Origin of the sequence: Ruminiclostridium cellobioparum DSM 1351 = ATCC 15832 (assembly GCF_000621505.1) — a bacterium.
GTDB classification, from domain to species: domain Bacteria; phylum Bacillota; class Clostridia; order Acetivibrionales; family DSM-1351; genus Ruminiclostridium; species Ruminiclostridium cellobioparum.
In genome coordinates, this window is the sequence record NZ_JHYD01000001.1 from 80223 (window position 1) to 103658 (window position 23436).

The following is a 23436-nucleotide window of genomic DNA, read 5'->3' on the forward strand; positions in this document are numbered from 1 at the left end:
ACGTATATGCCTGCTTATTGGGTATCTACTTACCGTTTCTGATCCGGGTCGGAGTTGTTTCGGTAAGCTGCTTGAATATTTTATTATAGTTTGCCAGGTTGTTAAAACCGCAGTCCATGGCTATCTGAGCCACCGAAAAATCAGTTTCACGCAGCATTTCAATAGACTTGGAAATACGCATTTTGTTAAGGTATTCTATGGGTGTAAAGCCGGTTGACTGCTTGAAAAAGGTTGAAAAATAGTTGGGGGACATATATGCCAGTTCTGCAAGGGTGTGCAGCTCTATTTTCTGTGAATAGTTCCCGTTTATATAGTCAAACACCTTTTCCAGTTTCTCCAGCCTTTTACTTTTGGAGGTGATGCTTTCGGTGCTTTTGCTGGAATCCTGGTAATGCCTGATAAGATAGGTAATAATATGGAGCAGCTTGGCTTTGATCATAAGCTTGTAGCCCACGGTTTTATTTACGTATTCGTCTTCAATCTCGGACAGCATTGCAAAAATTTTCCGGCCTATTTCACTTTTACTGTCAATTTTATTATTGAAATTGGAGCTTCTTTCAAAAAAAGGTTCCATGTAGTTGTAATCAAAAAGACTTTCGGAAGACCAGACCAGCTGAGGTTCAAACATTACTACAGGCATGACCATATTAACGGGGGGCAGGACCTCCATATAATGGGGTTCGATATTATTGATAACCACTATATCTCCCTCGTTCATCTCATAGGTTCTGTTTTCAACATAATATATACCCTTGCCCTTTTTTACAAAAGCTATTTCAAGATAATTATGCCAATGGAAGGTATGATTCATGCAATAAAAAGGTTCCATATCGGTAAACTTAATACTGAATGGAAAATCCATTGGAAAGGATTTGGGCTTATAGACTTTTGATACTTCCATCATATTATGCTCCATTCTATAAATATAATTATTAAATCGTAAAATAGTATCAAAAAACAATAAAATAATCAGAGAAGTAAAGTTGTTCTTTATATATAATGATATTATAAAATTGCGGTAAATAAAAGATTTTCTGACAATATTGCATAAACAATAACTACATGCTATGAAGTTTTATTCGCAGAAAATTAATCATAAAATAACAGAAGGGTGGAGTTGGAGTGATCAAACCGGCTTATGAAGTTGAAAGGCTTCTTCAATTCGGTAGAAAGCACGGCTTAATTGATAAATTGGATATAATAATTGCCAGGAACCAGTTGTTGGATTTATTGCAGTTGGATGAACCCTATTATGGTGAGACGGCAGAGGAAGATTTGAAGTACCCCACCGAAATATTGGACCGCCTTTTGGACTACGCCGGAGAAAAGGGTCTGTATGACAAAGAGGTGTATGCCTGCAGAGAACTTTTCGACACCAGGCTGATGGGACTTATTATGCCCAGGGAAGCCGAAATCGTAGCAAAATTCAGCGAATTGGCCGGGAAGGAATCCATTAGAGCAGCAACCGACTATTTTTATGACCTCTGTACGGCGTCAAATTACATCCGGACTGCCCAAATCGCTAAAAACATCATGTGGAAGGCCAATTCAAAGTACGGCGACCTGGAGATCACAATAAACCTCACAAAGCCTGAAAAAGATCCAAAGACCATAGCAATGGAGAGGCTTCAGCCACAGAGCAGTTATCCCAAATGCATGCTTTGTGTGGACAATATAGGCTATGCAGGCCGCATAAACTTTCCTGCACGGCAGACACACAGGATTATTCCCGTAACCCTCTGCGGGGAACAGTGGTATTTGCAGTATTCCCCTTATGTCTATTATAATGAGCACTGCATTGTTCTGAGTGAGGACCATGTTCCCATGACCATTTCAAAAAAGACCTTCGGATGGCTTCTGGACTTTGTAAGACAATTCCCGCATTATCTCTGCGGTTCAAATGCTGACCTGCCCATAGTAGGAGGGTCCATACTGAGCCATAATCACTTCCAGGGCGGGAATTACCTGTTCCCCATGCAAAAGGCTGCCGTAATAAAGCACTTCCGTTCTGATGAGTATAAGGGTATTGAAATCGGGACAGTCAAATGGCCGCTTTCGGTTGTGCGTGCTGCCTCTGACAGTCTGGAGCAGCTTGTGGAATTCGCGGGATATGTACTGGACAGCTGGAGAGAATACAGCGATGAGAGTGCTGACATACTGGCATTCACAGAAGGCGGCAGCGGCCGGGTGCCTCACAACACCATAACGCCCATAGCCAGAAGGAATGAGGCAGGAAAATATGAAATGGACCTGGTACTGCGGAACAACAGGACCAATGATGAGCATCCCGACGGAATATTTCATCCCCATAAGGAAATTCATCACATCAAAAAGGAAAACATCGGCCTGATCGAGGTTATGGGACTTGCAATACTTCCCGGCAGGCTTAAAGCCGAAATTGAAAAGATCAAGGAAATTCTTTGCGGACATTCGAACATGGTTGATATTTATGACCCGGAGAATTTATTATATAAGCATATGCCATGGGTTGAAGAGTTGGCAGCCAAATACGGAATAAATATGGAGCCCGAACGCGCAGATGAGATATTGAAACTTGAGGTGGGTAAAAAGTTTGAAACCTGTCTTGAACATACCGGTGTATTTAAACAAACGGAGGAAGGCCTGGCGGCCTTTGACAGATTTATGAAAGCCATGGGCTGTACGGAATTATAAAGCGGAAAAGGAATTCATTAATATTTTCTGAAAGGAGCATGCGGGATGAGTAAAAATTATGAGGAACTCAAGAAAAAGTTTTGTGAAATATATGGAGGAAGTGAAGAGGATCTGCGTATTTTTTCCGGTCCTGGAAGAGTAAATCTTATAGGGGAGCATATTGACTACTGCGGCGGTTATGTTTTTCCGGCGGCTCTGAGCCTGGATTCCACCGTGGTGGCCAGGGTGAACGGGGATAATGTATTAAGACTCGCGGCTACCGATCTTCCCGACAGGGTGGCGGTTAAGCTGGATGAGCTTGAGAGTGCCAAAACCTTGAGATGGGGAAATTACCAGGCAGGTGTTGCATATTTCCTTCAAAATGCCGGATACAAGCTTGTGGGAGTGGATATGCTTTTTCATGACACAGTTCCGTTGGGTTCAGGACTGTCCTCATCTGCAGCCATAGAACTTGCTACGGCAATCAGTCTGGTAACTTTGGGCAATGAAGCACATGGTATCACAAAGCCTGTAGATATGGTGGAGTTGGCCGTACTGGGACAAAAGACCGAAAATGAGTTCTGCGGAGTAAGCTGCGGAATAATGGACCAGTTTGCATCTGCAATGGGTAAAAAAGATCATGCCATACTTCTTGACTGTGCCACATTGAAATATGAATATTTGCCTCTGAAACTGGACGGCTGCAAAATAGTCCTGGGAAATACAAAGAAAAAACGCTCTCTTGGAGAATCTAAATACAACGAAAGAGTCAGTGAATGCGCAGAGGGCTTAAGAATTCTGCAGCAGTACCTCCCAGGGAAAAACAATCTATGTGCTGTTACACCTGCGGAATTTGAGCAATACAAGGACAAGATAAAAAATGAGGTTGTCAGAAAAAGAGTAACTCACGTCATATATGAGAATGACAGAGTTCTTAAAGCTGTGGACGCACTGAAAAAAAATGATATCAAAGAGCTCGGGAGGCTTCTGATCGAAGCAAATGACTCCATAAGAGATCTGTATGAGGTAACGGGTAAGGAACTTGATACCATGACCGCCGAAGCCATAAAGGTGGAAGGAGTAATTGGTGCCAGAATGACTGGAGCCGGTTTCGGAGGCTGTACAGTAAATATAGTGCCCGAAGATAAAGTGCAGTTGTTTATTGAACAGGTAGGGAGGAATTACAGGGAGCAGACAGGCATAACTCCGGAGTTTTATGTCAGTGAAATAGGCGACGGAGCAAGAGAAATAAAGCTGTAGCCGTAAATAAGCAGCAAAAATGCAGTAAATAAACAGTGAAAATTGTTGTGGAAAATCAAGTGTCAATAACTGATATAAATAGCAGTTAATATAAAAAGTATAAGTGAAACGGGAGGTTGGAGTTTATGGCGATTTTAGTGACAGGCGGTGCCGGATATATAGGAAGCCACACTGTGGCAGAGCTTCTGGATGCCAATGAAGATGTAATAGTATTGGATAATCTGGAGAAGGGTCACAGGGAAGCTGTACTTGGCGGAAAGTTTATTCAGGCCGATTTAAGAAATATTGATGAAATAAGAAAAGTGTTCAAAGAAAATGAAATCGAAGCTGTAATTCATTTTGCCGCATATATCGAGGTGGGAGAAAGTGTAGCCAACCCGTTAAAGTATTACAATAACAATGTCATAGCATCTTTGAACCTGTTAACGGTTATGCAGGAAGCAGGAGTGAATAAAATTGTGTTCTCTTCAACTGCCGCTACCTATGGGGTACCTGAAAATATTCCCATTAAAGAGAGTGATAAGACTGCCCCCATCAACCCATATGGCGAGACCAAGCTGACTGTTGAAAAAATACTGAAATGGGCCGATGGAGCATATGGAATAAAACATGCGGTGCTGAGATATTTCAATGCCTGCGGTGCGCATGTCAGCGGGAAAATAGGGGAGGCACATTCACCGGAATCACACCTTATTCCTATAATTCTTCAGGTAGCCCAGGGAAAGAGAGAGGAAATCAAACTGTTTGGTAATGACTATAACACGCCTGACGGAACCTGTGTAAGAGATTACATCCATGTATCCGACCTTGCCCAGGCACATGTTCTGGCGCTTCAAAATCTCAGAAAGGGCGCCGGCAGTGATGTTTTCAATCTTGGAAACGGAAAGGGCTTCTCCAACAGAGAGGTAGTCGAAGTTGCAAGGAAGGTTACAGGCAAAACCATAAAGGCCACAGATGCTCCCAGAAGGCCGGGAGACCCTGATACTCTCGTGGCTTCGGCCGAGAAAGCCATCAATATCCTGGGCTGGAAACCAAAATACAATGATTTGAACAAGATCATTGAAACGGCATGGAGCTGGCATTCCTCCCATCCCGACGGGTATGGCGATTAGCAGCTTGCCTGGGATTGGTTAAATTTAGCTAAATAGTATTAATTTTGATACATCCAATAAAATGCAATTTTATATGCCGGTATGCTTTGGATTAAAAAATCTGAAGCATGCCGTTTTTTTGAGAAATACATTTTCCGTATTATAACAGGACTATTGTTGGGATATATACAAAGAATAGTTTTATATTAAATGTAATTGCATGAACAATTTTGCAAAAAGTATAAAGAGGTATGCAGCATGGAGCTTGAATACTATTTAAACAAACAGGATTATATTGATTTTAACATTTATCATGTCAATCATTCTGATATAATTAAAAAGTCATTGCTCATTCAAAGATATTTTATACCGATTATTTTTATGATTGTTCCTTTTTTAATTGCAGGAGTGACTGATTTGCCGCTATTATATTGGATTTGTGTTTTTATTGTAATTTCTGTAGTCTGGATAGTATTCTATCCCAAATACTTTGTGTGGGCTTTTTCAAAAAGAGTATCCAAAATGGTTGATGAGGGTAAAAATAAAGACTTGTTTGGCAAACATCGTGTTACCGTTAATGAGGAAGGTATTTTGGAGAAAAGTGAAAATGGAGAGAATAAGATTAGTTGGAGCGGGGTCGAGAAGATTGTTTCTTCAAATCAACATATTTTTATTTATATAGGATCAATCAGTGCCTGTATTATTCCAAAAAGAGCTTTTAAATCAAATGCTGATATGGAATTATTTCATGAATATATAAGCAAGTATATAACTGGCAAAAGAGATTAAAGACAAAAATGAAAATCGTTGAAGACCGGAGATTGATTATCTCACTGATGAGAACAAAAGGAATGTTTTTCTTACCGATACAGGAATAAGCATACTCGAAAGGGAATTGAACTGCGGAAACCTGTACGGGGACAACCTGGAGCTGCTGACATTCATAAACAACCTGCTGCATGCCAAAACTCTTTTGAAAAGGGATGTTGACTATATCGTCAGGGACAACAGGATAGAGATAGTAGATGAATTCACCGGAAGAGTTGCCGACCGCAGAAAGTGGCATGTTGGCCTGCAGATGGCGGTAGAGGCTCTGGAGGGAATCAGTTATACACCGAACAGCAGGATTCTTGGCAGGATCACTATACAGAATTTTATCAGTCTTTATCCTGAAATGGCCGGTATGACTGCAACGGCCCAGTCCTCGGAGGAGGAATTCCTGGATGCCTATAACCGGAGGGTTTATGTAGTTAAACCGGACAAAAAATGTATACGGCTGGATTATCCCGATGAGATATTTACTCATAAAGCAGCCAGGGACAGAGCCATAATAAAAGAAATTTTGGAAGTTCATAAGTCAGGCCGTCCCATACTTATAGGAACCTCAAGCATAGAGGAGTCCGAGAGCCTCGCAGAAAGGCTGCAGAACTGCCGGATTGACTGTGCGGTGCTCAACGCCAGGAACGATGCTGAGGAGGCTGAAATAATAGCAAATGCCGGAAAATTGGGTGCAGTCACCGTTTCAACAAATATGGCCGGAAGAGGTGTGGACATAAAATTGGGAGATGGCTGTCCGGCATCTGCGGAAACCGACAGGGTTCTTGCTCTAGGCGGCCTATATGTGATAGGTACAAACAAAAACGAGTGTATCAGGATTGATAAGCAGCTGAGAGGGCGTGCAGGCCGGCAGGGGGACCCCGGGGCTTCCAGGTTTTTTATCAGCCTTGAGGACGAGCTCCTCAACAGGTTTGAGATTCGTAAGCTGCTGCCAAAAAAATATCTGGGCTACAGACAGGAGGAGAAAATTGAGGACAGCAAGCTGAACTCATTAATAAATCATATCCAGAGGGTAGTTGACGGCCAGAACTTTGATGCCAGAAAAACCCTTGGGAAATATTCCCTACTGTTGGAATACCAGAGAAGACTGTTGACAAAAAAACGGGATGAAATACTGTATATGAAGGCAGCGCCCCTGCTGCCGGCAAGCAGACCTGAACTATACAGGGAATTGTGCGGGCAGTATGGTGCCGGGAAGGTCGATGCTGTTGGGAAAAGGGCAGCCATTCACTTTATTGATGAATGCTGGTATACTTTTCTGGAATACTGTGAAAGTGTACAGGAGGGTATTCACCTGGTAGGAGCCACCAGAAAGGTCCCTCTGGATGAATACCGGAAGTTGGTTATACAGGAGTTTGACTCTCTTATGAACAGGCTGGAGGATGACTTGCTGCAGGAGCTGGAGCAGACGGATTTCGGCGTAAGTGAGGCTGATTTTGCCGCAAGAGGGTACAGTACTCCGGCTGCCACCTGGACATATATGATAAATGACAATATTAAAGTAAAGAGGTTTTCATTATTCGGAATAAATTAAAACAGGAGGTCCAATATGCTGGAATTATTGAAAAACAAGCCTGATTTTGTAGTTGAGGCACAAAAGGCGCGGTTCAGGCCCAACCTGGCAGTACAGGTGCTGATATTCATTGCGGTATTTGTTGTTACACAGATTGCGGCCGGTCTGCCGGTAGCAATCGGGGCAGTTATAAAAGTTGTTACCGATATCTCAAGCGGGAGGACTGATTTCACAAATCCGGCCGACAGCATGAATTATGCGCGGGAAATGATGAGCGTGAATTGGTTCAGCCTTTTAACACTTTTCTGTACAATTATCGTGACAATATTGGTCATAGTCTACTGCAGATTTATAGAAAAGCGCAGCCTTTATTCGATGGGTTTTGTAAAGAGGAAAGCTGTTTTCAATTACCTGCTGGGGCTGGTCATCGGTGCGGTGATGTTCGGTGCTGGAGTCCTGATTTGCTGGCTTACCGGAGCACTTGTCTTTAATGGGGTGATTTTAGGCAACAGCCTTGGACTTGTCTTTGCTTTTTTCCTGGCTTTCCTTTTCCAGGGAATGAGCGAAGAGGTTATGCTGAGAGGCTATTTTATGGTTTCCATAGCGGCAAAGAAAACGGTTGTGGTTGCAATACTGCTGAATTCCATACTGTTTGCCCTGATGCATATTTTAAACAATGGAATATCACTGCTGCCTGTTATAAACCTTACGCTGTTTGGCATATTTGCTTCGGTCTACATGCTCCGTATAGGAAATATATGGGGAGTCTGTGCAATACATTCCATGTGGAATTTCGTACAGGGAAACATTTTTGGAATTGCAGTCAGCGGTATAAATATAAAGGCCTCGGTTTTTTCCTTTGTGCCGGCGGTAACAGGCACCTTGATCAACGGAGGAGCTTTCGGGCTGGAGGGCGGACTCGGAGTTACAATAGTACTGTTGGCTGCCATCATAATTACGCTTTTGGCCGGGGCTGGGAAAAATCAAAGAAGCTCTGATATTATGTCGGAAAGTCAAATTTAACATTTCAATAAAAAGCTATAAATTACTATACGCAAAGCTGACTTGCATGCTTTAAGCCTGCAAGTCTTTTTTTGTAATCCGACGGTGTAATGCCGTAAGATTGCAGAAAAGCCCTGTTGAAGGTACGGTAATTTCCGAAGCCCGACATGAAGGCAATATCAGTAAGGTCTGATTTGCCGCTTGAAATCAGCTGAGCGGCATGGCGGGAACGCAGGGCGTTCATATAGCTGTTAAAGCCGCAGCCCAGATATGAATTAAAAAACTTGGAAAGATAGTCCTTGTTGTACCCGAAATGCCTGGCAAGAGTTTCTATGGACAGGGAATTCAAATAATTCTGCTGCAAATAAACCAGAATTTTTCTTGCAAGGTCGGTACTGCTTACCGCCGGTTTATCAATAAGCTCCACACAATCACACAGGAGACCCAGTATATAGTAAGCCGCACCCTTGCTGACCAGTTCGTTGGAGGAATCCCGGGCCTGGAGCAGTTTTTCCATTACGTTGAATATGTTTTTGGTGTTTTCGCAGCTCTCGATAAAGGAGCTGGAAAAGACCTTGGAACGAATAGCTGCTATGTAGCTGTTGACCAGCTCCACAGGTATTATCATGACTATGGAATCCGAATTTTCAATATTTGTATAGGAATGTATGTCATAACTGTTTGCAACTGAAATGCAGCCCCCGGTCATAGCCTTGATCTGGCCGTTGATGTTGATGTTCATTTTACCGCTGACGACATATACCAATTCAATATTGGAATGAAAATGGGGCTCGCAGTAATTATCCATGACTCTGAAAATGTGAATTTTACTATCCGATTCCCTGGATATTTCAAAATAAGCACTCATAGATCAACCTCTTAAAAATTCTGTATAAACATCAGTTTTTGTCTAGTATTATAGAGTAATTTACTTTTGATATTATCAAAAGCATATTATCATTGTCAATATAATATATCATCATAAAACATCATTATAATACATTATTATGATACATCACTGCGAGCAGGAGACAATTTCAATTCAGTGTACTGAAGCGGGCAAAACACAGGTGTTTTTATTACTTTTTAGCGTGAGGAGCACGCAGACGGAGGATAGTATGGCAAATTTAAAAGCAGGAATAATTGGTTGCGGCGGAATTGCAAACGGAAAGCAGATGCCCAGTGTAAAAAAGACAGGTCTGGTTGATTTGGCGGCTTTTTGTGATATCGTTCCCGAAAAGGCTGAAAAGGCTGCAAAAGAGTATGGTACAAAAGACGCAAAAACTTATGGCGATTACAGGGAATTGCTCAAGGACAGCAGCATTGAAATCGTATACGTGTGTACACCAAACCGTTCACACAGCGAAATAACGGTAGCCGCCCTCAACGCAGGCAAACATGTCATGTGTGAGAAACCCATGGCCATAAATTCAGCCGAAGCCCAAAAAATGGTGGACGCTGCAAAAGCCAATAACAAAGTGCTGACCATCGGCTATCAGAACCGTTTCCGTTCGGATTCCAGATACCTGAAGGCAGAATGCAAAAATGGTGTCCTCGGGGAAATTTACATGGCAAAGGCAAGGGCTATCAGACGCAGAGCTGTTCCCACCTGGGGAGTTTTCCTAAATGAATATGAGCAGGGCGGAGGTCCCCTCATAGATATCGGAACACATGCACTTGACCTTACATTGTGGATGATGGATAACTACAAGCCCAAATATGCCGTAGGAACTACATACCACAAGCTGAACAGTCAAAAGAATACCGGTAATATCTGGGGCGACTGGAATACTGAAGAGTTTACAGTAGAGGACAGTGCCTTTGGCTTTGTTGTCATGGAAAATGGTGCCACGATCCTACTTGAGTCCAGCTGGGCACTGAATTCCCTGGAGAATCTGGAGGCCGCAACCATACTGTGCGGTACCCAAGCGGGAGCAGATATGCTTGACGGACTCAGGATCAACGGTGTAAAAAACGGCAATCAATATGTTCTCAAACCCGATTTTAATGCCGGAGGAGTCGCCTTCTTCGAAGGAGGGGAGCAAAAGCCTGAAGTACTTGAACAGCTGTGCTTTATCAATGCGGTTCTGGGCAAGGGCGAACTTACCGTAACCCCCGAACAGGCCCTGGTGGTCACTCAGATTCTTGAGGCCATATATGAATCTGCCAGCACCGGCAAACCGGTGTACTTTAATGACTAGGAAATCAAAATTATATATCAAAATTTGACTGATATTTGGAGGAGATTGTATGAAACTGGGAGTTTTTACCGTTTTATTGGGTGATCAGAGTCTGGAGCAGACCCTGGAATATTTGAAATGTATCGGAGTAGATGCAGTGGAAATCGGCTGCGGAGGCTACCCGGGAACCGCACACTGCAATGCCGTTGAGTTTATAAAGAATAAGAGTCTTATAAAAGAGTTCAAGGACACCCTTGACAAATATGAAATGACTCTGAGCGCATTGTCGGTGCATGGCAACCCGGTACATCCCCAGAAGGAAATAGCACAGAAATTCCACAGGGAATATGAGGCGGCGGTGCAGCTGGCTGGAGAATTGGGGATGGACAGGGTTGTAACCTTCTCAGGCTGTCCCGGGGACAGCGAAAATTCGAAATATCCGAATTGGGTGACCTGCGCCTGGCCAGATGATTTTCAGGAAATTCTGAAATGGCAGTGGAATGAGGTCCTTATACCATATTGGCAGAAGACTGCCGAGTTTACAAAAAAATACGGTGTGGACAAAATAGCCTTTGAAATGCATCCGGGCTTCTGCCTGTACAATCCCGACACGGTTCTCAGGCTGAGAGCGGCGGTGGGTGATATAATCGGAGCAAATTTTGATCCGTCGCACCTGTTCTGGCAGGGTATTGATCCCGTGGCGGCAATAAGGGAACTGAAGGGAGCAATATATCACTTCCATGCAAAGGATACCAAAATTGACGTTTATAATACGAGCAGGAACGGGGTCCTGGACTCCAAACACTTTGGAAAAGAAAATGAAAGGTCCTGGATATTCAGAACTGTGGGCTATGGCCACGGGGAAGAGGTCTGGAGGGCAATTTGCAGTGAGCTGAGACTTGCAGGGTACAACCATGTTATGTCCATTGAACATGAAGACAGCCTCATGACTTCGAAGGAAGGACTTGAGAAAGCAGTTGCTTTCCTGAAAAGAGTGATGTTGTTCGAAGAAAAGCCGACCGGCATGTGGTGGGCATAAACACACCGGATGCGAAGGAGGATTCTTCATTAATATTTTATGGCCGCTGTGCGGCTCAAAGCCATAATACGGCTTGGGAGGTCAATTTGAGTATAAAAGCTGCAATAATCGGATTTGGCGGCATGGGGTCATTTCATGCCCGGCAGATAAAACAGATAAATTCAATTGAAATAACCGGGGTCTATGATATAAATCCTCAGAAAGTCCAGGAAGGCGTTAAAAAAGGGTATAAGGGATATTCCACCCTGGAGGAATGCCTTTCGGATGACACTGAACTCGTCATAATAGCCACCCCAAATAATTTCCACAAGGAGCTTTCCATTGAGGCACTCAGGGCCGGAAAGCATGTCATATGCGAAAAGCCTGTTATGATGAATGCAAAGGAATTGGAAGAAGTCCTTGAGGTTTCAAAGCAGGAAAAGAAAATTTTCACAGTTCATCAGAACAGGCGTTGGGACAAGGATTTCAGGATAGTGAAGGAAGCCCTTGACAGGAAGCTTATAGGAAAGCCCTTCTACATTGAATCCCGTGTTCAGGGCTCCCGGGGAATTCCCGGAGACTGGAGATGCGTCAGGGAGGCCGGCGGCGGAATGCTCCTGGATTGGGGGGTACATTTGCTGGACCAGCTGCTCTGGCTTGTGGACAGTCCTGTTACAGAGGTTTACGCCCATCTGCTCAGCGTGAAGTTTGAGGGTGTGGATGATAACTTCAAAGTATTGCTTAAATTTGAAAACGGGCTAAGTGCTTTGATTGAGGTTGACACCTATACCTTTATTCCGCTGCCAAGATGGCATATAAGCACTGATTCCGGAACACTTGTCATAAACGACTGGGAATGCGGCGGGAAAATTCTTAAAGCCAACCTGGTTGAGTTCAAATGGGAGGAAGGTATCGTACACACCAGTGCGGGACCGACAAAGACCATGGCGCCGAGGCCGGTGGAAACAATCGATGAACTCCCTCTGCCCCAAATGGAACCCGACTGCAAGGATTATTATGACAATGTTGCAAAGGCTGTGAAGGGTGAGGAGGAATTGATTGTTACACCGGCCCAGGCAATGCGTGTAATGAGGATTATCGATGCAATATTTGAATCCGCCGAACGCGGTGAATGTATAAAAGGAGTTGATATTTATGAAACCTGATATAGGCCTGCAGCTTTATTCCTTAAGAGAAAAGTGCGGCGAGAATTTCGAGAATGTGTTAAAGGAAGTATCCAGAGCCGGTTATGATGGTGTTGAGTTTTATTCCTTCTTTGATATCAATTCGGATGATATGGGGGAAATGCTTAAGAAATACAATTTAAAAGCCCCGGGGACTCACACCAGCGCCGATATTCTGACCAATGAGCTGGATGAACTCATCAAATATTGTTATGAGCTGGAGATTGAATATATAAGCCTGGCCTGGTACGATTCCGCAGACAGGGACGGCTGGCTGCGTTTATGTGAAAAAGCTGAAAAATGGGGCGAGAAGATGCGCAGGAACGGTATACATTTTATGTATCACAATCATGCCCACGAATTTGAACCTAGGTTTTCGGGAGAAATGGCAGAGGATATTATACTTAAAAATACATCTCCCGGGAACGTATCCCTTGAGCTTGACTGCTATTGGGTAACACATGCCGGTCTGGAGGCTGCGGAATATCTTACGAAAAATATTTCACGCATAAAAACCATTCATATCAAGGATATGGCCGACAGGACAGAAAAAAAGATGACCGAAGTAGGTACCGGCATTATCGACTGCAGAGGGCTTTATGATATTTCGGCACAGGCGGGCTTTAAATGGGTGGCAATTGAACAGGACGATATAAGGATCGACCCGTTTGAAAGCATAAGGATATCAATTAACAACCTGCGTAAATAAAGTTTTTTTCTATGAAAAGGAGCCTGGAGGACGGTAAAACGTTTTTCAGGCTCCTTTTCAACATAAACTGTGCCGCTGGAAAGTTGAGCGACAATTTAACTGGCACTACGAGTTAAATTATATTTCAATTTGATATAAAAATATTACCTAGGTAAAGTAAAAAATTAAATTAATTAGCACAACGCGTTAATTTAAAGTACTATTTAATTATAATACCCAGTATTTTGGACAGAGCCAGGGCTTGAAATTCATTGACAATCACACCCTTTAATTCCGGCCCTCTCAATAAAAGTCCTTCAATATCGCTGGTGGTGAAATCAATGCCTTTTAGCATGGTGCCTGCCAGTTCTGCCGAAGTGAGGTTGCATTCGGAGAAAAACAGGTCTTTTTGAGTTGCTTCCCATATATAGCAGTTGGACAGATTTGATTTTTGGATGGAAACCCGCGTAAAATCAGCATTGGAGAAAATGGAATACCGCATGCTGCATTCGGTTATTGTCACATCACGCAGCTTGGCCCTGGTCATATTAGTTCCGGTCATATTGCAATTGACAAATTCCACGCTGTTGAAGCCTGCATCGGTAAAGTCCATGCCGTTCAGATCGCAATCCTTGAAAACCGTGTTTTCAAATATATGACTGTTATTGCTTTTATTAAAGGTACACTTTTCAAATATGCATTTATTGAAGAAGAGCATAGCTGAGTATGAGGTACAATCGAATATACCGTTTTTAAATTGATAGTTCTCTATATCATAGCCGGATTCCATCAGTTCAGAAATTATTTCACCTACATTGCAGGATATTGCCAGATCCTGCGGTATTTGCGGCCTCTGTATTACCATTTTCAGCTTCACTCCCGTTTTAACGTTAATAAATCAGTTGCAGTCATATCAATAAGTTTATCAAAAAGTCCGGTACATGTCATGTAAAGTATTTTGTTAATTCACTAACAAACTATTGAAATAACACTGAAAAAGAGGTAAAATTACTTTGGTTATTTAAAAAGAATCATCCACCAAGTGTAATGATTCTATGGAAAATTGGATAATATACATAGTATGTGCGACAGCAGACAAATAAGAGAATTTTCCTGAAATTTAGACTCAGTTCTATAACGGGGCGGCAATGTCCGAATTGTTTTGGGGATACAGGTACCTCTTACCGATCCGGTTTTCAGACGGTGAGCATATCAGTCTCGTTAAAACGGCATATAAGGATAAAAAAATTTTCTATAAACAGGAAAATTTTTATTGAATCTATGTGTTATTAAAATATATATAGGAGTGTGAACTTATGAGTATGAAGAACAAGAAGACCATCGAAGATATCGATGTGGCTGGAAAAAGAGTTATTGTAAGAGTTGATTTTAACGTACCATTGGATGCTGATAGAAATATCACTGACGATAAGAGAATAGTTGGTGCACTTCCTACCATCAAGTACCTTGTTGACAAGGGAGCAAAGACAATTTTGGTTTCCCACCTGGGAAGGCCGAAGGATGGCTTTGAAGATAAATACAGCATGAAGCCCACAGCAGTTAAATTGGGCCAGCTGCTGGGAAAAGAAGTTATCATGGCAAAGGACGTCATAGGTGAAGATGCAAAAGCCAAGGCTGCCGCATTGAAGAACGGAGAAGTTCTTATGCTTGAAAACGTAAGATTCCACAAGGAAGAAACAAAGAATGATCCCGGGTTTGCAAAACAGCTGGCAAGCATGGCTGAAATCTTTGTAAACGATGCATTCGGAACTGCTCATAGAGCTCATGCTTCAACTGCAGGTCTTGCAGATTATTTACCTGCCGTATGCGGATATCTCATCAAGAAGGAAATTGATTTCATGGGCAAGGCTCTGGCCAACCCGGCAAGACCTTTCGTTGCAATACTGGGTGGTGCAAAGGTTTCCGACAAAATCGCAGTTATTGAAAACCTTATAGATAAGGTTGATACTTTAATAATCGGCGGCGGTATGGCTTACACCTTCCTGAAGGCAAAGGGCTACCACATCGGAAATTCAATCTGTGAAGACGACAAGCTTGAGCTTGCAAAGACTCTTATGGCCAAGGCCGAGGCAAAGGGAGTCAACCTGATGCTTCCGATAGGCAGCATGGTTGCACAGGAATTCAAGAATGACACTGAAATAAAATATGTTCCTTCAGATGCCATGCCTGACGGATGGATGGGTATGGATATCGGATCACTCACAATAGAGAAGTTCTCAAAAGAAATCAAAAAAGCCAAGACAGTTATCTGGAACGGACCGATGGGAGTATTTGAATTCCCTAATTTCGCTACAGGTACAAAGGAAGTTGCAAAAGCTGTTGCGGAGTCAGGCGCTCTTTCAATAGTCGGAGGAGGGGATTCAGCGGCTGCTGTTGAACAACTTGGTTTTGCGGATAAGATCACTCATATTTCAACAGGCGGCGGAGCTTCGCTGGAATTCCTCGAAGGAAAGGTTCTTCCCGGTATAGCTGTACTTATGGACAAAAATCCTAGAAAGACTATTGCAGCAGGTAACTGGAAAATGAACAAGACTCCAAAGGAAGCTGTTGCATTTGTTAATGAATTGAAAGCAAGTGTTGCAGATGCTTCAAATGAAGTAGTTGTAGGTGTTCCCTTTGTTTGCCTGCCCGGAGTTGTTGAAGCTGTAAAGGGCACAAACATAAAGGTTGCAGCCCAGAACATGCACTGGGAGGAAAAGGGTGCTTACACCGGTGAAGTTTCGGGCCCCATGCTGGCTGATCTCGGAGTTGATTATGTAATAATCGGACACTCTGAAAGAAGAGAGTATTTCGGTGAAACCAATGAAATGATCAACAAGAAAGCTCATGCCATATTCAATTACGGAATGACCCCGATAATCTGCTGCGGTGAAACCCTTACCCAGAGAGAACAGGGAGTTACAGCCGACCACGTAAGATACCAGATCAAGGTTGCCTTGCTTGGCCTCACAGCTGAGCAGGTTAAGAAGACTGTCATAGCCTATGAACCTATCTGGGCTATCGGAACAGGTAAAACCGCCACAAACGAGCAGGCTAACGAGGTTTGCGGTATTATCAGACAGCTTGTATGCGAGCTCTATGGTGAAGAAGTAGCCGAACAGGTAAGAGTACAGTACGGCGGAAGTGTAAATGCAAAGAATGCAGCCGAGCTCTTCGCAATGTCGGATATCGACGGCGGACTTGTCGGCGGAGCAAGCTTAAAGGTTGACGAATTTACAGTAATAGCTAACGCTTAAAATTACCGCATAAAAGTTCAACTGCTATAAATGTATATAAATGACTTTATAAATTACGTTCAGTGAATTATATAATTTCAAATTTGACCCTCCGGTAGGTGCTGGGGGGTCAAGTTGTAAGTTTACAACTTTTATCGAATAAAAATGTTTGTCACAAGCCCCCGAGTGGAATATTTATAAATGTGACAGGATGACTGTGATAAGGATTTGTAAAATGGACATTATAGCCAGTTTTAAATAGTAACCGTTAAAATAGAAGAGCCTGTTTAAGATCTGCTTGTGCATGGCGCAAAATACGCCAAAATGACATGTGCAATGGGAGCTTAAATACACTCTAAAGGAGAATATCATATGGATAAGAAATTAATAACATTAATGATCCTGGATGGTTTCGGCAACAACCCCAGAACAGATGGAAATGCCATTGCCGCAGCTCATAAGCCAAACCTTGACAAATACCTTGCAACCTGCCCCAACACAATAGTGCATACCAGCGGTATGGATGTGGGACTTCCCGACGGACAGATGGGAAATTCAGAGGTGGGGCATACAAACATAGGTGCCGGACGAATAGTATATCAGGAACTGACCAGAATTACCAAGTCCATAAGTGACGGGGACTTCTTTGAAAAGGAAGAGTTCCTGAAGGCTGTTGAAAACTGCAAAAAAAATAACTCAAAGCTCCATTTGTTTGGTTTGGTGTCGGATGGTGGCGTTCACAGCCACAACACACATCTCTACGGCCTGCTTGAATTGGCAAAGCGGAACGGACTGAAGGATGTATTCGTCCACTGCTTCTTTGACGGCAGGGATGTGCCGCCAGACAGTTCAAAGCTGTATACCGAAGCGCTGGAAGCAAAAATAGCTGAGATAGGTGTTGGAAAAATTGCATCGGTTATGGGCAGATATTACTCAATGGACAGAGACAACCGTTGGGACAGAGTGCAGCAGGCTTATGAGGTAATGGTACTGGGCAAGGGCCTGACAGCCAACTCGGCTGTTGAGGCTGTTGAAAACTCCTTTGCAAAGAAGGAATATGATGAATTTGTCAAGCCTACTGCCATATTGGAAAACGGAAAACCGGCAGCAACAATAGGAGCCAATGATTCTGTAATATTCTTCAACTTCAGACCCGACAGGGCCAGAGAAATTACAAGGACATTTGTTGATCCTGAATTCAAAGGCTTTGAAAGAGCCAACGGCTTTTTCCCGTTGTATTATGTCTGCATGACCCAGTATGACAAGACCATGCCCAACGTGGTTGTAGCATTCAAACCGCAGACTCTTGACAATACCTTTGGTGAATACATCAGCAAGCTTGGTTACAGACAGCTTAGAATAGCCGAAACAGAGAAGTATGCCCACGTTACCTTCTTCTTCAACGGGGGAGTTGAAACCCAGTATGAAGGCGAGGACAGGGCACTCATTCCTTCACCCAAGGTTGCGACCTACGATTTGAAGCCTGAGATGAGCGCTTATGAAGTTGCGGATGAATGTGTAAGGAGAATAGATTCCAGGCAATATGATGTAATCATATTGAACTTTGCAAACTGTGACATGGTTGGGCATACAGGCGATTTCAATGCCGCAAAAGCCGCTGTTGAAGCAGTTGATACCTGTGTCGGCAGGGTTGTTGATGCTGTAACCGCCCAGAATGGAATAGTACTTATCACAGCCGACCATGGAAATGCGGAACAGATGATTGACTATGAAAACGGCGGAGCCTTCACCGCGCATACCACCAACGTGGTGCCTCTGATAGGCATCGGTCTGGGAAATGCAAAACTTAAGGAAGGAAAACTTGCCGACCTTACACCCACAATCCTTGATTTGATGGGAGAGGCGAAACCAGCGGAAATGACAGGAAAATCACTTCTTGTAAAATAAAAAAAGATGGAACAGGCCCTGCTTCTTATTCCGGTGAAGCAGGGCCTGTTCCATGTTACAATTTTATTCCAAGTTAGATAACCGTATAATCATGTAAATAGATAATCAAATATCGGAATCAGGAGGTGATACAGTTATGAAGATTCAGTATCTCGGAACAGCTGCTTCTGAGGGCTGGCCTGCACTGTTTTGCAGGTGTGAAGCCTGTGAAAAGGCACGTAAGCTGGGGGGAAGGGATATACGTACCCGCTCCCAGAGTTTGGTAGATGACAGATTAATTATTGACATGCCGCCCGATACATTTTATCATGCTTTAAAATTTTCGGTAGATCTGCCGTCAATTCAGGATATTCTAATAACCCACACACATGAGGATCATTTCTATCCCCTGGATTTAATTTTAAAGGCTCCTCCCTATGCCCACGGCGGCTCTGTACAAAACCTGCATGTGTACGGCAGTGCTGCCGTTACCGGTATGTTGAAGGAAACTATGAAACTAAGCGGGATACCCGAAATTGAAGATTATATAACACCTGTTGAGGTAGAAGCTTATAAGCCTTTCAAGGCGGGGGATCACACAGTTACAGCTTTGCCTGCCGACCATATGAAGAATGAAAACTGTTATATCTACATTGTTGAAAATGACGGCAAACGTCTGTTATATGCCCATGATACCGGCATATTTCCCAGGGAAACCTGGGTTTACATCAGGGGGATGAGATTTGATGCCGTGAGCCTGGACTGTACTTTTGTCCTGGATTACAATGAAAGAGGGCATATGGGTTTCCCAAACGCGCTGGAGGTAAAAAGAAGATTTCTGCATGACGGGTGTGCCGACGGGAATACCAGATTTGTAATCAACCATTTCTCCCACAACGGCAACAAAACTCATGCTGAGATTTCGGCCCATGCTGCAGGAAATGGGTTTCTTACTGCTTACGACGGAATGTCTCTGATGTTTTAATAAACAATAAAGCCGGACTTCCAGGTGCAGCCTGTCTGGCCGGAAAATTAAATAAAGCATAAAAAATAATGGGGTGTTGCAGCAGCCCCATTATTTTTTTAATAAATTTAAATCAAGTATTAATACTCATCTTCTTCTGATACAGTGATGTCCTGTGTTTTGGTAATGTCACCGCAGGTTATGGTGATTGTAGTTGTTCCTGCACTTACAGGTGAAACGGTGCCGAAACCTTCTTCATCAAGTTCGCTGACCTTAGCCACGTTTGGATTGGAAGAAGTGACTGTAATTTCATCAAAAGCGTTATACGGCTCTTTCTCTACCGAAAATTCAATGGGATCTCCGCCAACGTAAGCTTCAGTCTCATCAAAATCAATATAAAGATCAGTCAATTTTACTTTTTTAACTGTTATTTTGCACTTTCCGATAAGTTTGCTTTCATCAGCAGCTTTAGCATTTTCATATATCTTCAAGGTTGTGGTTCCTTCTGCCAAACCTTTTAAAGAAATGTAATTTTTATCGGAAACTATATCAAGAACCTTTTTATCATCAGAAGTAAAATAGTAAGGCACGTCTGTTCTGTAATTGTTTAAAAGTTCGAATGCCCATACATCGCCGCCTAGATCCACCGAACCCTCAGCAGATACTGTGGCCTTTTTTACAGTGTACTTTATGGTTCCCACTGTTCTGGTGATCTTATTATAGGTTTCCTTAACTGTAATGGTGTATGTTCCTGGTGCTTTTGCAGTAAAACTCTGTGATATGAAATTCATGCCGTCAAACTTCTTAATAGTTTCACTCATAGAAAAGTTTTTACTATTTGAAGTATATGTATAAGCTGCGTCATTATTACGGTATTCAAATTCCAACGGCTCGCTGGCCACACTTGAACCTAAAGGCAGCTCAGGTACGAAATCCTGGTGTATTACGGAATTTTTTACAGTTACAGCGCAGGTTCCTACCTTGGTTGTTTTGCCGCTTAACTTTTGATTAACCGTAATTGTTGCAGTTCCGGCTTTTACACCGGTCAAATATGCTACTGTACCGCTTGCCTTGACTGTAAGTACTTTTGTGTTGCTGGAAGTAAAGCTGTAAGTTGCGTTCTTTACAGGATCTGATACACTTAAAGAGTACTTTCCTTCTTCTTTGGAATAAAAATCAAAGCTTCCTACAATACTTCCCGTTCCGATTGTCATTTTTGCTTCAACTGACGGCTTGGCAGCTGCCTGAGCTGTATTTGCCACTATTCCGGCCGGAAGAACTAAAATTGCCAATAACAACATCAATGCCAATAACTTAAAAAGTTTGTTTGTTTTTACTGCGTACATAAGAAATTGCCTCCCTAAAAAAAATAATCTAACTTTGTAAATTATATCATAATTCTGCACGAATAGACACTATTATCCAAAAAACTTCATATAAAATCCAATGATTAAATTCAGTAAAAATAGTAACAGTAGCATATTGCCAAAGCTCCTTAAATAAGGTATAATTTATTTCCCTGTAGGAGGTATAATATTACTTATATAGAATATATTTACATACAACTTGAGGGAGGCATAAAAAATGAAAAAACCAGTAAAGACTGTTATGTTTTTTAAGAAAGTTTCACGGAACTACAAGAAATTCGGCAGGCTTATCAACAGGTTTTATAACATTTTAAAATCCCCGTTTGCAAGAACCTTAATCAATTTTTTGTTTACAGTTGTATTTGCATTCGAGATGCAGCTCTCAGATTTCCATACTTTTAAATTGAATCAATTGGAATTTTATCAGGATAAGGTGCATATACTGGTAACGTTCGTGTTTATTGTGGTTTATAACTGGCTGGTACTTTTAATCGACAGCTACCAGAAATACCAGGTGCAATCAACAAAATGCATCAGGGAAATAGTCAACCGGGAAACGGTCATAAACCAGACGATAGGCAGAAAGTTATATGACATTACAAGCAGTATATCTGTAAAATCAAGCTCAATCCCAACAAAATCAGATTTCAGCAATCTCAGCTACCAGGATATTGCTGCGCTTGTATGCCATAACATATATGATGCCATAAAAATTTCAACGGACAAGGAAACACATCAGGTTTCACTTATGCAGAAGTTTAAAGAGAAAAGATCCGGGTTAGAATATATAAAGATGATCAGTTACGGCAATGCAAATCAGATATCTCCCAGCGTATTTGACAGGCATTTTTACCTGGGGAGGGACCAGAGCTATTTTCAGGTGAGAATATTTAACAATAACCAGAATAATATTTTTATTTTAACCAATACCGCTGAGATCAAAAAGGAGTGTGTATACGGAAAAAACAGCAATGAAAAAATGACCCAATATATTGCCATACCGGTATTCTGCGAAAATCAGGGAATCATATCTCTGCTGCAGATAGAGATGGCTGACGACGTGCAAATCGGAAGGACCATGGATGAAATCAGGGATTTCGTTAAGCCATTTATGGCATATATACATATACTGACAGTGAACTACTATCAGGATGAATTATTTAAAGTAATAGTCAAGAAATTTGATATACTAAAGAAAAGCAAAGAAAGGAAAGTATTTAGTGAAGGGATGAGAAAGTATGAACAAAACTATGGGGAAACTAATACATCTATTGCCCCAAAAGACTAATGATATGGAATATACCGGAATAAACTTTGTTCCCGAGGGTACGGATTATATACAGGATCATACTGAGTTTGAGAACAGAAGGAAACAGTTGATAAGTGAATATGAGATACAGCTGAAGCAGTATATAAATGATTCCATGCAAATGATATGACGATATATAAATTTTAAAGCTCCCAGATTAACCGGGAGCTTTATTTTTCAACCTTATTACCTTTATTGTATTTTAACCTCATCAAATCAACATATTCTTTAATGCGTTTTATTGCCTCTTCGGGCAAATCATTCAGATATATACCGTAAGCCGAGGCCGATTCGGCAATGAACCCGTCCAGAGATTTGCGATTTGAGGTACGATCAACAAGATAATCAATAGACACATCAAAAAAATCTGCCAGCTTTTTAAGAACATATTCATCTTTGGGGAACCTGTTGTTAGCTTCATAGTAACCGATAACTCTGTCGGAAATATTTATAATTCTGCCAAGTTCCTTTTGTGTAATACCTTTTTCTTCTCTTAACTCTTTTAATCTGTCACCGAATCCCATATCATGCCTCCTGATAACTAATATAACATCTGGGATTTTTATTTTACGTAAAACGAACAAAATATTCTAAGTTTTTGTTGAATTTGAACGAAATATACGTTAAAATATATTTAATTGTGAAAAAAGTTTCTTTTTATACATATAATGTAATTTATGATAAAATATGGTAAGTATATCATGGGGATATAAAAGAATTATATTGTGGAGGAAGCTGATGACAAAAGTAAATAAAAAGCTTAATGATGAAATTCAGGAGCTTAGAGAAAAATTGCATGATTATATTGATAAGAAGGGGATAAATGATGAGCCTGAGCTCCGGGCTATCAATAACAGGCTTGACGAATTGATTGTTCAGTGGGTCAAGGAATTATACCATTAATATCTGCAAAATAGTCAGGAGAAATTAAATTACTTTTGTTACACCAAGAAACGCCGGAAACATGATACCACAGTTAGGATTAATGCTGTCAAGGAATGCAGTATGTTATTGAAAATCATTTGTATTGGTTCTAAAACCCTTCATGCCGGATAGCGAAGCCAGGATATTCGCAAAACCGGAGTGAATCTGAACCCTTTTGAAAGTATTACCCCAAATATAGCGGATTTGAAGGTCCGGGATTCCGCCTGTCACCTTGGGGGGTTGGTGATATTTTGGGGCAGCCGTAAAAGGCTTAAGGAATAGTGGGGATAGTCCCGGGAAGGTGCAGCAGGATTTTTGCACTTT

The 23436-nt window shown here is 42.0% G+C and carries 21 protein-coding genes; 16 read left to right on the forward strand and 5 right to left on the reverse strand.

Annotation, left to right across the window (positions count from 1 at the left end):
• Positions 1-25: 25 nt before the first annotated feature.
• The gene (locus tag T344_RS0100400; RefSeq protein WP_027627073.1) at positions 26-904 is read right to left on the reverse strand and encodes an AraC family transcriptional regulator; all 879 of its coding nucleotides are present in this window, start codon (positions 902-904) and stop codon (positions 26-28) included.
• Between the two features lie 218 nt (positions 905-1122).
• Between T344_RS0100400 and T344_RS0100405 the strand changes: the two genes are divergently transcribed.
• From T344_RS0100405 to T344_RS0100430, 6 genes are all read left to right on the forward strand, one after another.
• Positions 1123-2673 (forward strand): UDP-glucose--hexose-1-phosphate uridylyltransferase, encoded by a 1551-nt coding sequence (locus T344_RS0100405; protein WP_027627074.1) that lies wholly within the window; start codon positions 1123-1125, stop codon positions 2671-2673.
• Between the two features lie 45 nt (positions 2674-2718).
• A complete protein-coding gene (locus T344_RS0100410) occupies positions 2719-3912 on the forward strand; it encodes a galactokinase (RefSeq protein WP_027627075.1) in 1194 nt (397 codons plus the stop codon).
• Between the two features lie 125 nt (positions 3913-4037).
• Positions 4038-5024, forward strand: coding sequence for a UDP-glucose 4-epimerase GalE (galE, locus tag T344_RS0100415; protein ID WP_027627076.1), 987 nt, complete (start codon positions 4038-4040; stop codon positions 5022-5024).
• Between the two features lie 237 nt (positions 5025-5261).
• The gene (locus tag T344_RS0100420) at positions 5262-5792 is read left to right on the forward strand and encodes a YcxB family protein (RefSeq protein WP_027627077.1); all 531 of its coding nucleotides are present in this window, start codon (positions 5262-5264) and stop codon (positions 5790-5792) included.
• Between the two features lie 31 nt (positions 5793-5823).
• A complete protein-coding gene (locus T344_RS27270; protein WP_084331028.1) occupies positions 5824-7374 on the forward strand; it encodes a preprotein translocase subunit SecA in 1551 nt (516 codons plus the stop codon).
• 15 nt (positions 7375-7389) lie between these two features.
• Complete coding sequence (locus tag T344_RS0100430) at positions 7390-8376, forward strand: CPBP family intramembrane glutamic endopeptidase (protein WP_027627078.1); 987 nt, start codon at positions 7390-7392, stop codon at positions 8374-8376.
• A gap of 25 nt (positions 8377-8401) precedes the next feature.
• On the opposite strand, the gene T344_RS0100435 is transcribed toward T344_RS0100430, so the two are convergent.
• Entirely contained in the window at positions 8402-9223 is an 822-nt protein-coding gene (locus T344_RS0100435) for an AraC family transcriptional regulator (RefSeq protein WP_027627079.1), read from the reverse strand.
• Between the two features lie 250 nt (positions 9224-9473).
• Here T344_RS0100435 and T344_RS0100440 point away from each other — a divergent pair, with 250 nt between their 5' ends.
• The 4 genes from T344_RS0100440 (at position 9474) to T344_RS0100455 (ending at position 13446) form a co-directional block, all read left to right on the forward strand.
• Positions 9474-10556 (forward strand): Gfo/Idh/MocA family protein, encoded by a 1083-nt coding sequence (locus T344_RS0100440; protein ID WP_027627080.1) that lies wholly within the window; start codon positions 9474-9476, stop codon positions 10554-10556.
• Between the two features lie 49 nt (positions 10557-10605).
• Positions 10606-11574, forward strand: coding sequence for a sugar phosphate isomerase/epimerase family protein (locus T344_RS0100445; protein WP_027627081.1), 969 nt, complete (start codon positions 10606-10608; stop codon positions 11572-11574).
• Between the two features lie 86 nt (positions 11575-11660).
• Positions 11661-12719, forward strand: coding sequence for a Gfo/Idh/MocA family protein (locus T344_RS0100450; protein WP_027627082.1), 1059 nt, complete (start codon positions 11661-11663; stop codon positions 12717-12719).
• The gene (locus tag T344_RS0100455) at positions 12709-13446 is read left to right on the forward strand and encodes a sugar phosphate isomerase/epimerase family protein (protein ID WP_027627083.1); all 738 of its coding nucleotides are present in this window, start codon (positions 12709-12711) and stop codon (positions 13444-13446) included. The genes T344_RS0100450 and T344_RS0100455 overlap by 11 nt, the downstream gene beginning before the upstream one ends.
• A 199-nt stretch (positions 13447-13645) precedes the next feature.
• Here the strand turns inward: T344_RS0100455 and T344_RS0100460 are convergent, their stop codons facing one another.
• A complete protein-coding gene (locus T344_RS0100460; protein WP_027627084.1) occupies positions 13646-14290 on the reverse strand; it encodes a pentapeptide repeat-containing protein in 645 nt (214 codons plus the stop codon).
• Between the two features lie 451 nt (positions 14291-14741).
• Between T344_RS0100460 and tpiA the strand changes: the two genes are divergently transcribed.
• The 3 genes from tpiA (at position 14742) to T344_RS0100475 (ending at position 19533) form a co-directional block, all read left to right on the forward strand.
• Positions 14742-16682, forward strand: coding sequence for a triose-phosphate isomerase (tpiA, locus tag T344_RS27275; protein WP_034860455.1), 1941 nt, complete (start codon positions 14742-14744; stop codon positions 16680-16682).
• A gap of 351 nt (positions 16683-17033) precedes the next feature.
• On the forward strand, positions 17034-18569 hold the full coding sequence (gpmI, locus tag T344_RS0100470; RefSeq protein ID WP_027627085.1) for a 2,3-bisphosphoglycerate-independent phosphoglycerate mutase: 1536 nt from the start codon (positions 17034-17036) through the stop codon (positions 18567-18569).
• A gap of 136 nt (positions 18570-18705) precedes the next feature.
• Positions 18706-19533 carry an MBL fold metallo-hydrolase gene (locus T344_RS0100475; RefSeq protein WP_027627086.1) on the forward strand — a complete coding sequence of 276 codons (828 nt, stop codon included), beginning with the start codon at positions 18706-18708 and terminating at the stop codon, positions 19531-19533.
• A gap of 119 nt (positions 19534-19652) precedes the next feature.
• On the opposite strand, the gene T344_RS0100480 is transcribed toward T344_RS0100475, so the two are convergent.
• Positions 19653-20858: an Ig-like domain-containing protein gene (locus tag T344_RS0100480; protein WP_027627087.1), complete on the reverse strand. Its 1206-nt coding sequence runs from the start codon at positions 20856-20858 to the stop codon at positions 19653-19655.
• Positions 20859-21096: 238 nt separating this feature from the next.
• Here T344_RS0100480 and T344_RS0100485 point away from each other — a divergent pair, with 238 nt between their 5' ends.
• Both T344_RS0100485 and T344_RS0100490 read left to right on the forward strand, forming a co-directional pair.
• Entirely contained in the window at positions 21097-22167 is a 1071-nt protein-coding gene (locus tag T344_RS0100485; protein WP_027627088.1) for a hypothetical protein, read from the forward strand.
• Positions 22118-22318 (forward strand): hypothetical protein, encoded by a 201-nt coding sequence (locus T344_RS0100490; RefSeq protein WP_027627089.1) that lies wholly within the window; start codon positions 22118-22120, stop codon positions 22316-22318. Before T344_RS0100485 ends, T344_RS0100490 begins: the two co-directional genes overlap by 50 nt.
• A 40-nt stretch (positions 22319-22358) precedes the next feature.
• On the opposite strand, the gene T344_RS0100495 is transcribed toward T344_RS0100490, so the two are convergent.
• Positions 22359-22712, reverse strand: coding sequence for a helix-turn-helix domain-containing protein (locus T344_RS0100495; RefSeq protein ID WP_027627090.1), 354 nt, complete (start codon positions 22710-22712; stop codon positions 22359-22361).
• A 214-nt stretch (positions 22713-22926) separates the two neighbouring features.
• Between T344_RS0100495 and T344_RS30150 the strand changes: the two genes are divergently transcribed.
• On the forward strand, positions 22927-23091 hold the full coding sequence (locus tag T344_RS30150; protein WP_004630089.1) for an aspartyl-phosphate phosphatase Spo0E family protein: 165 nt from the start codon (positions 22927-22929) through the stop codon (positions 23089-23091).
• Positions 23092-23436 lie beyond the last annotated feature (345 nt).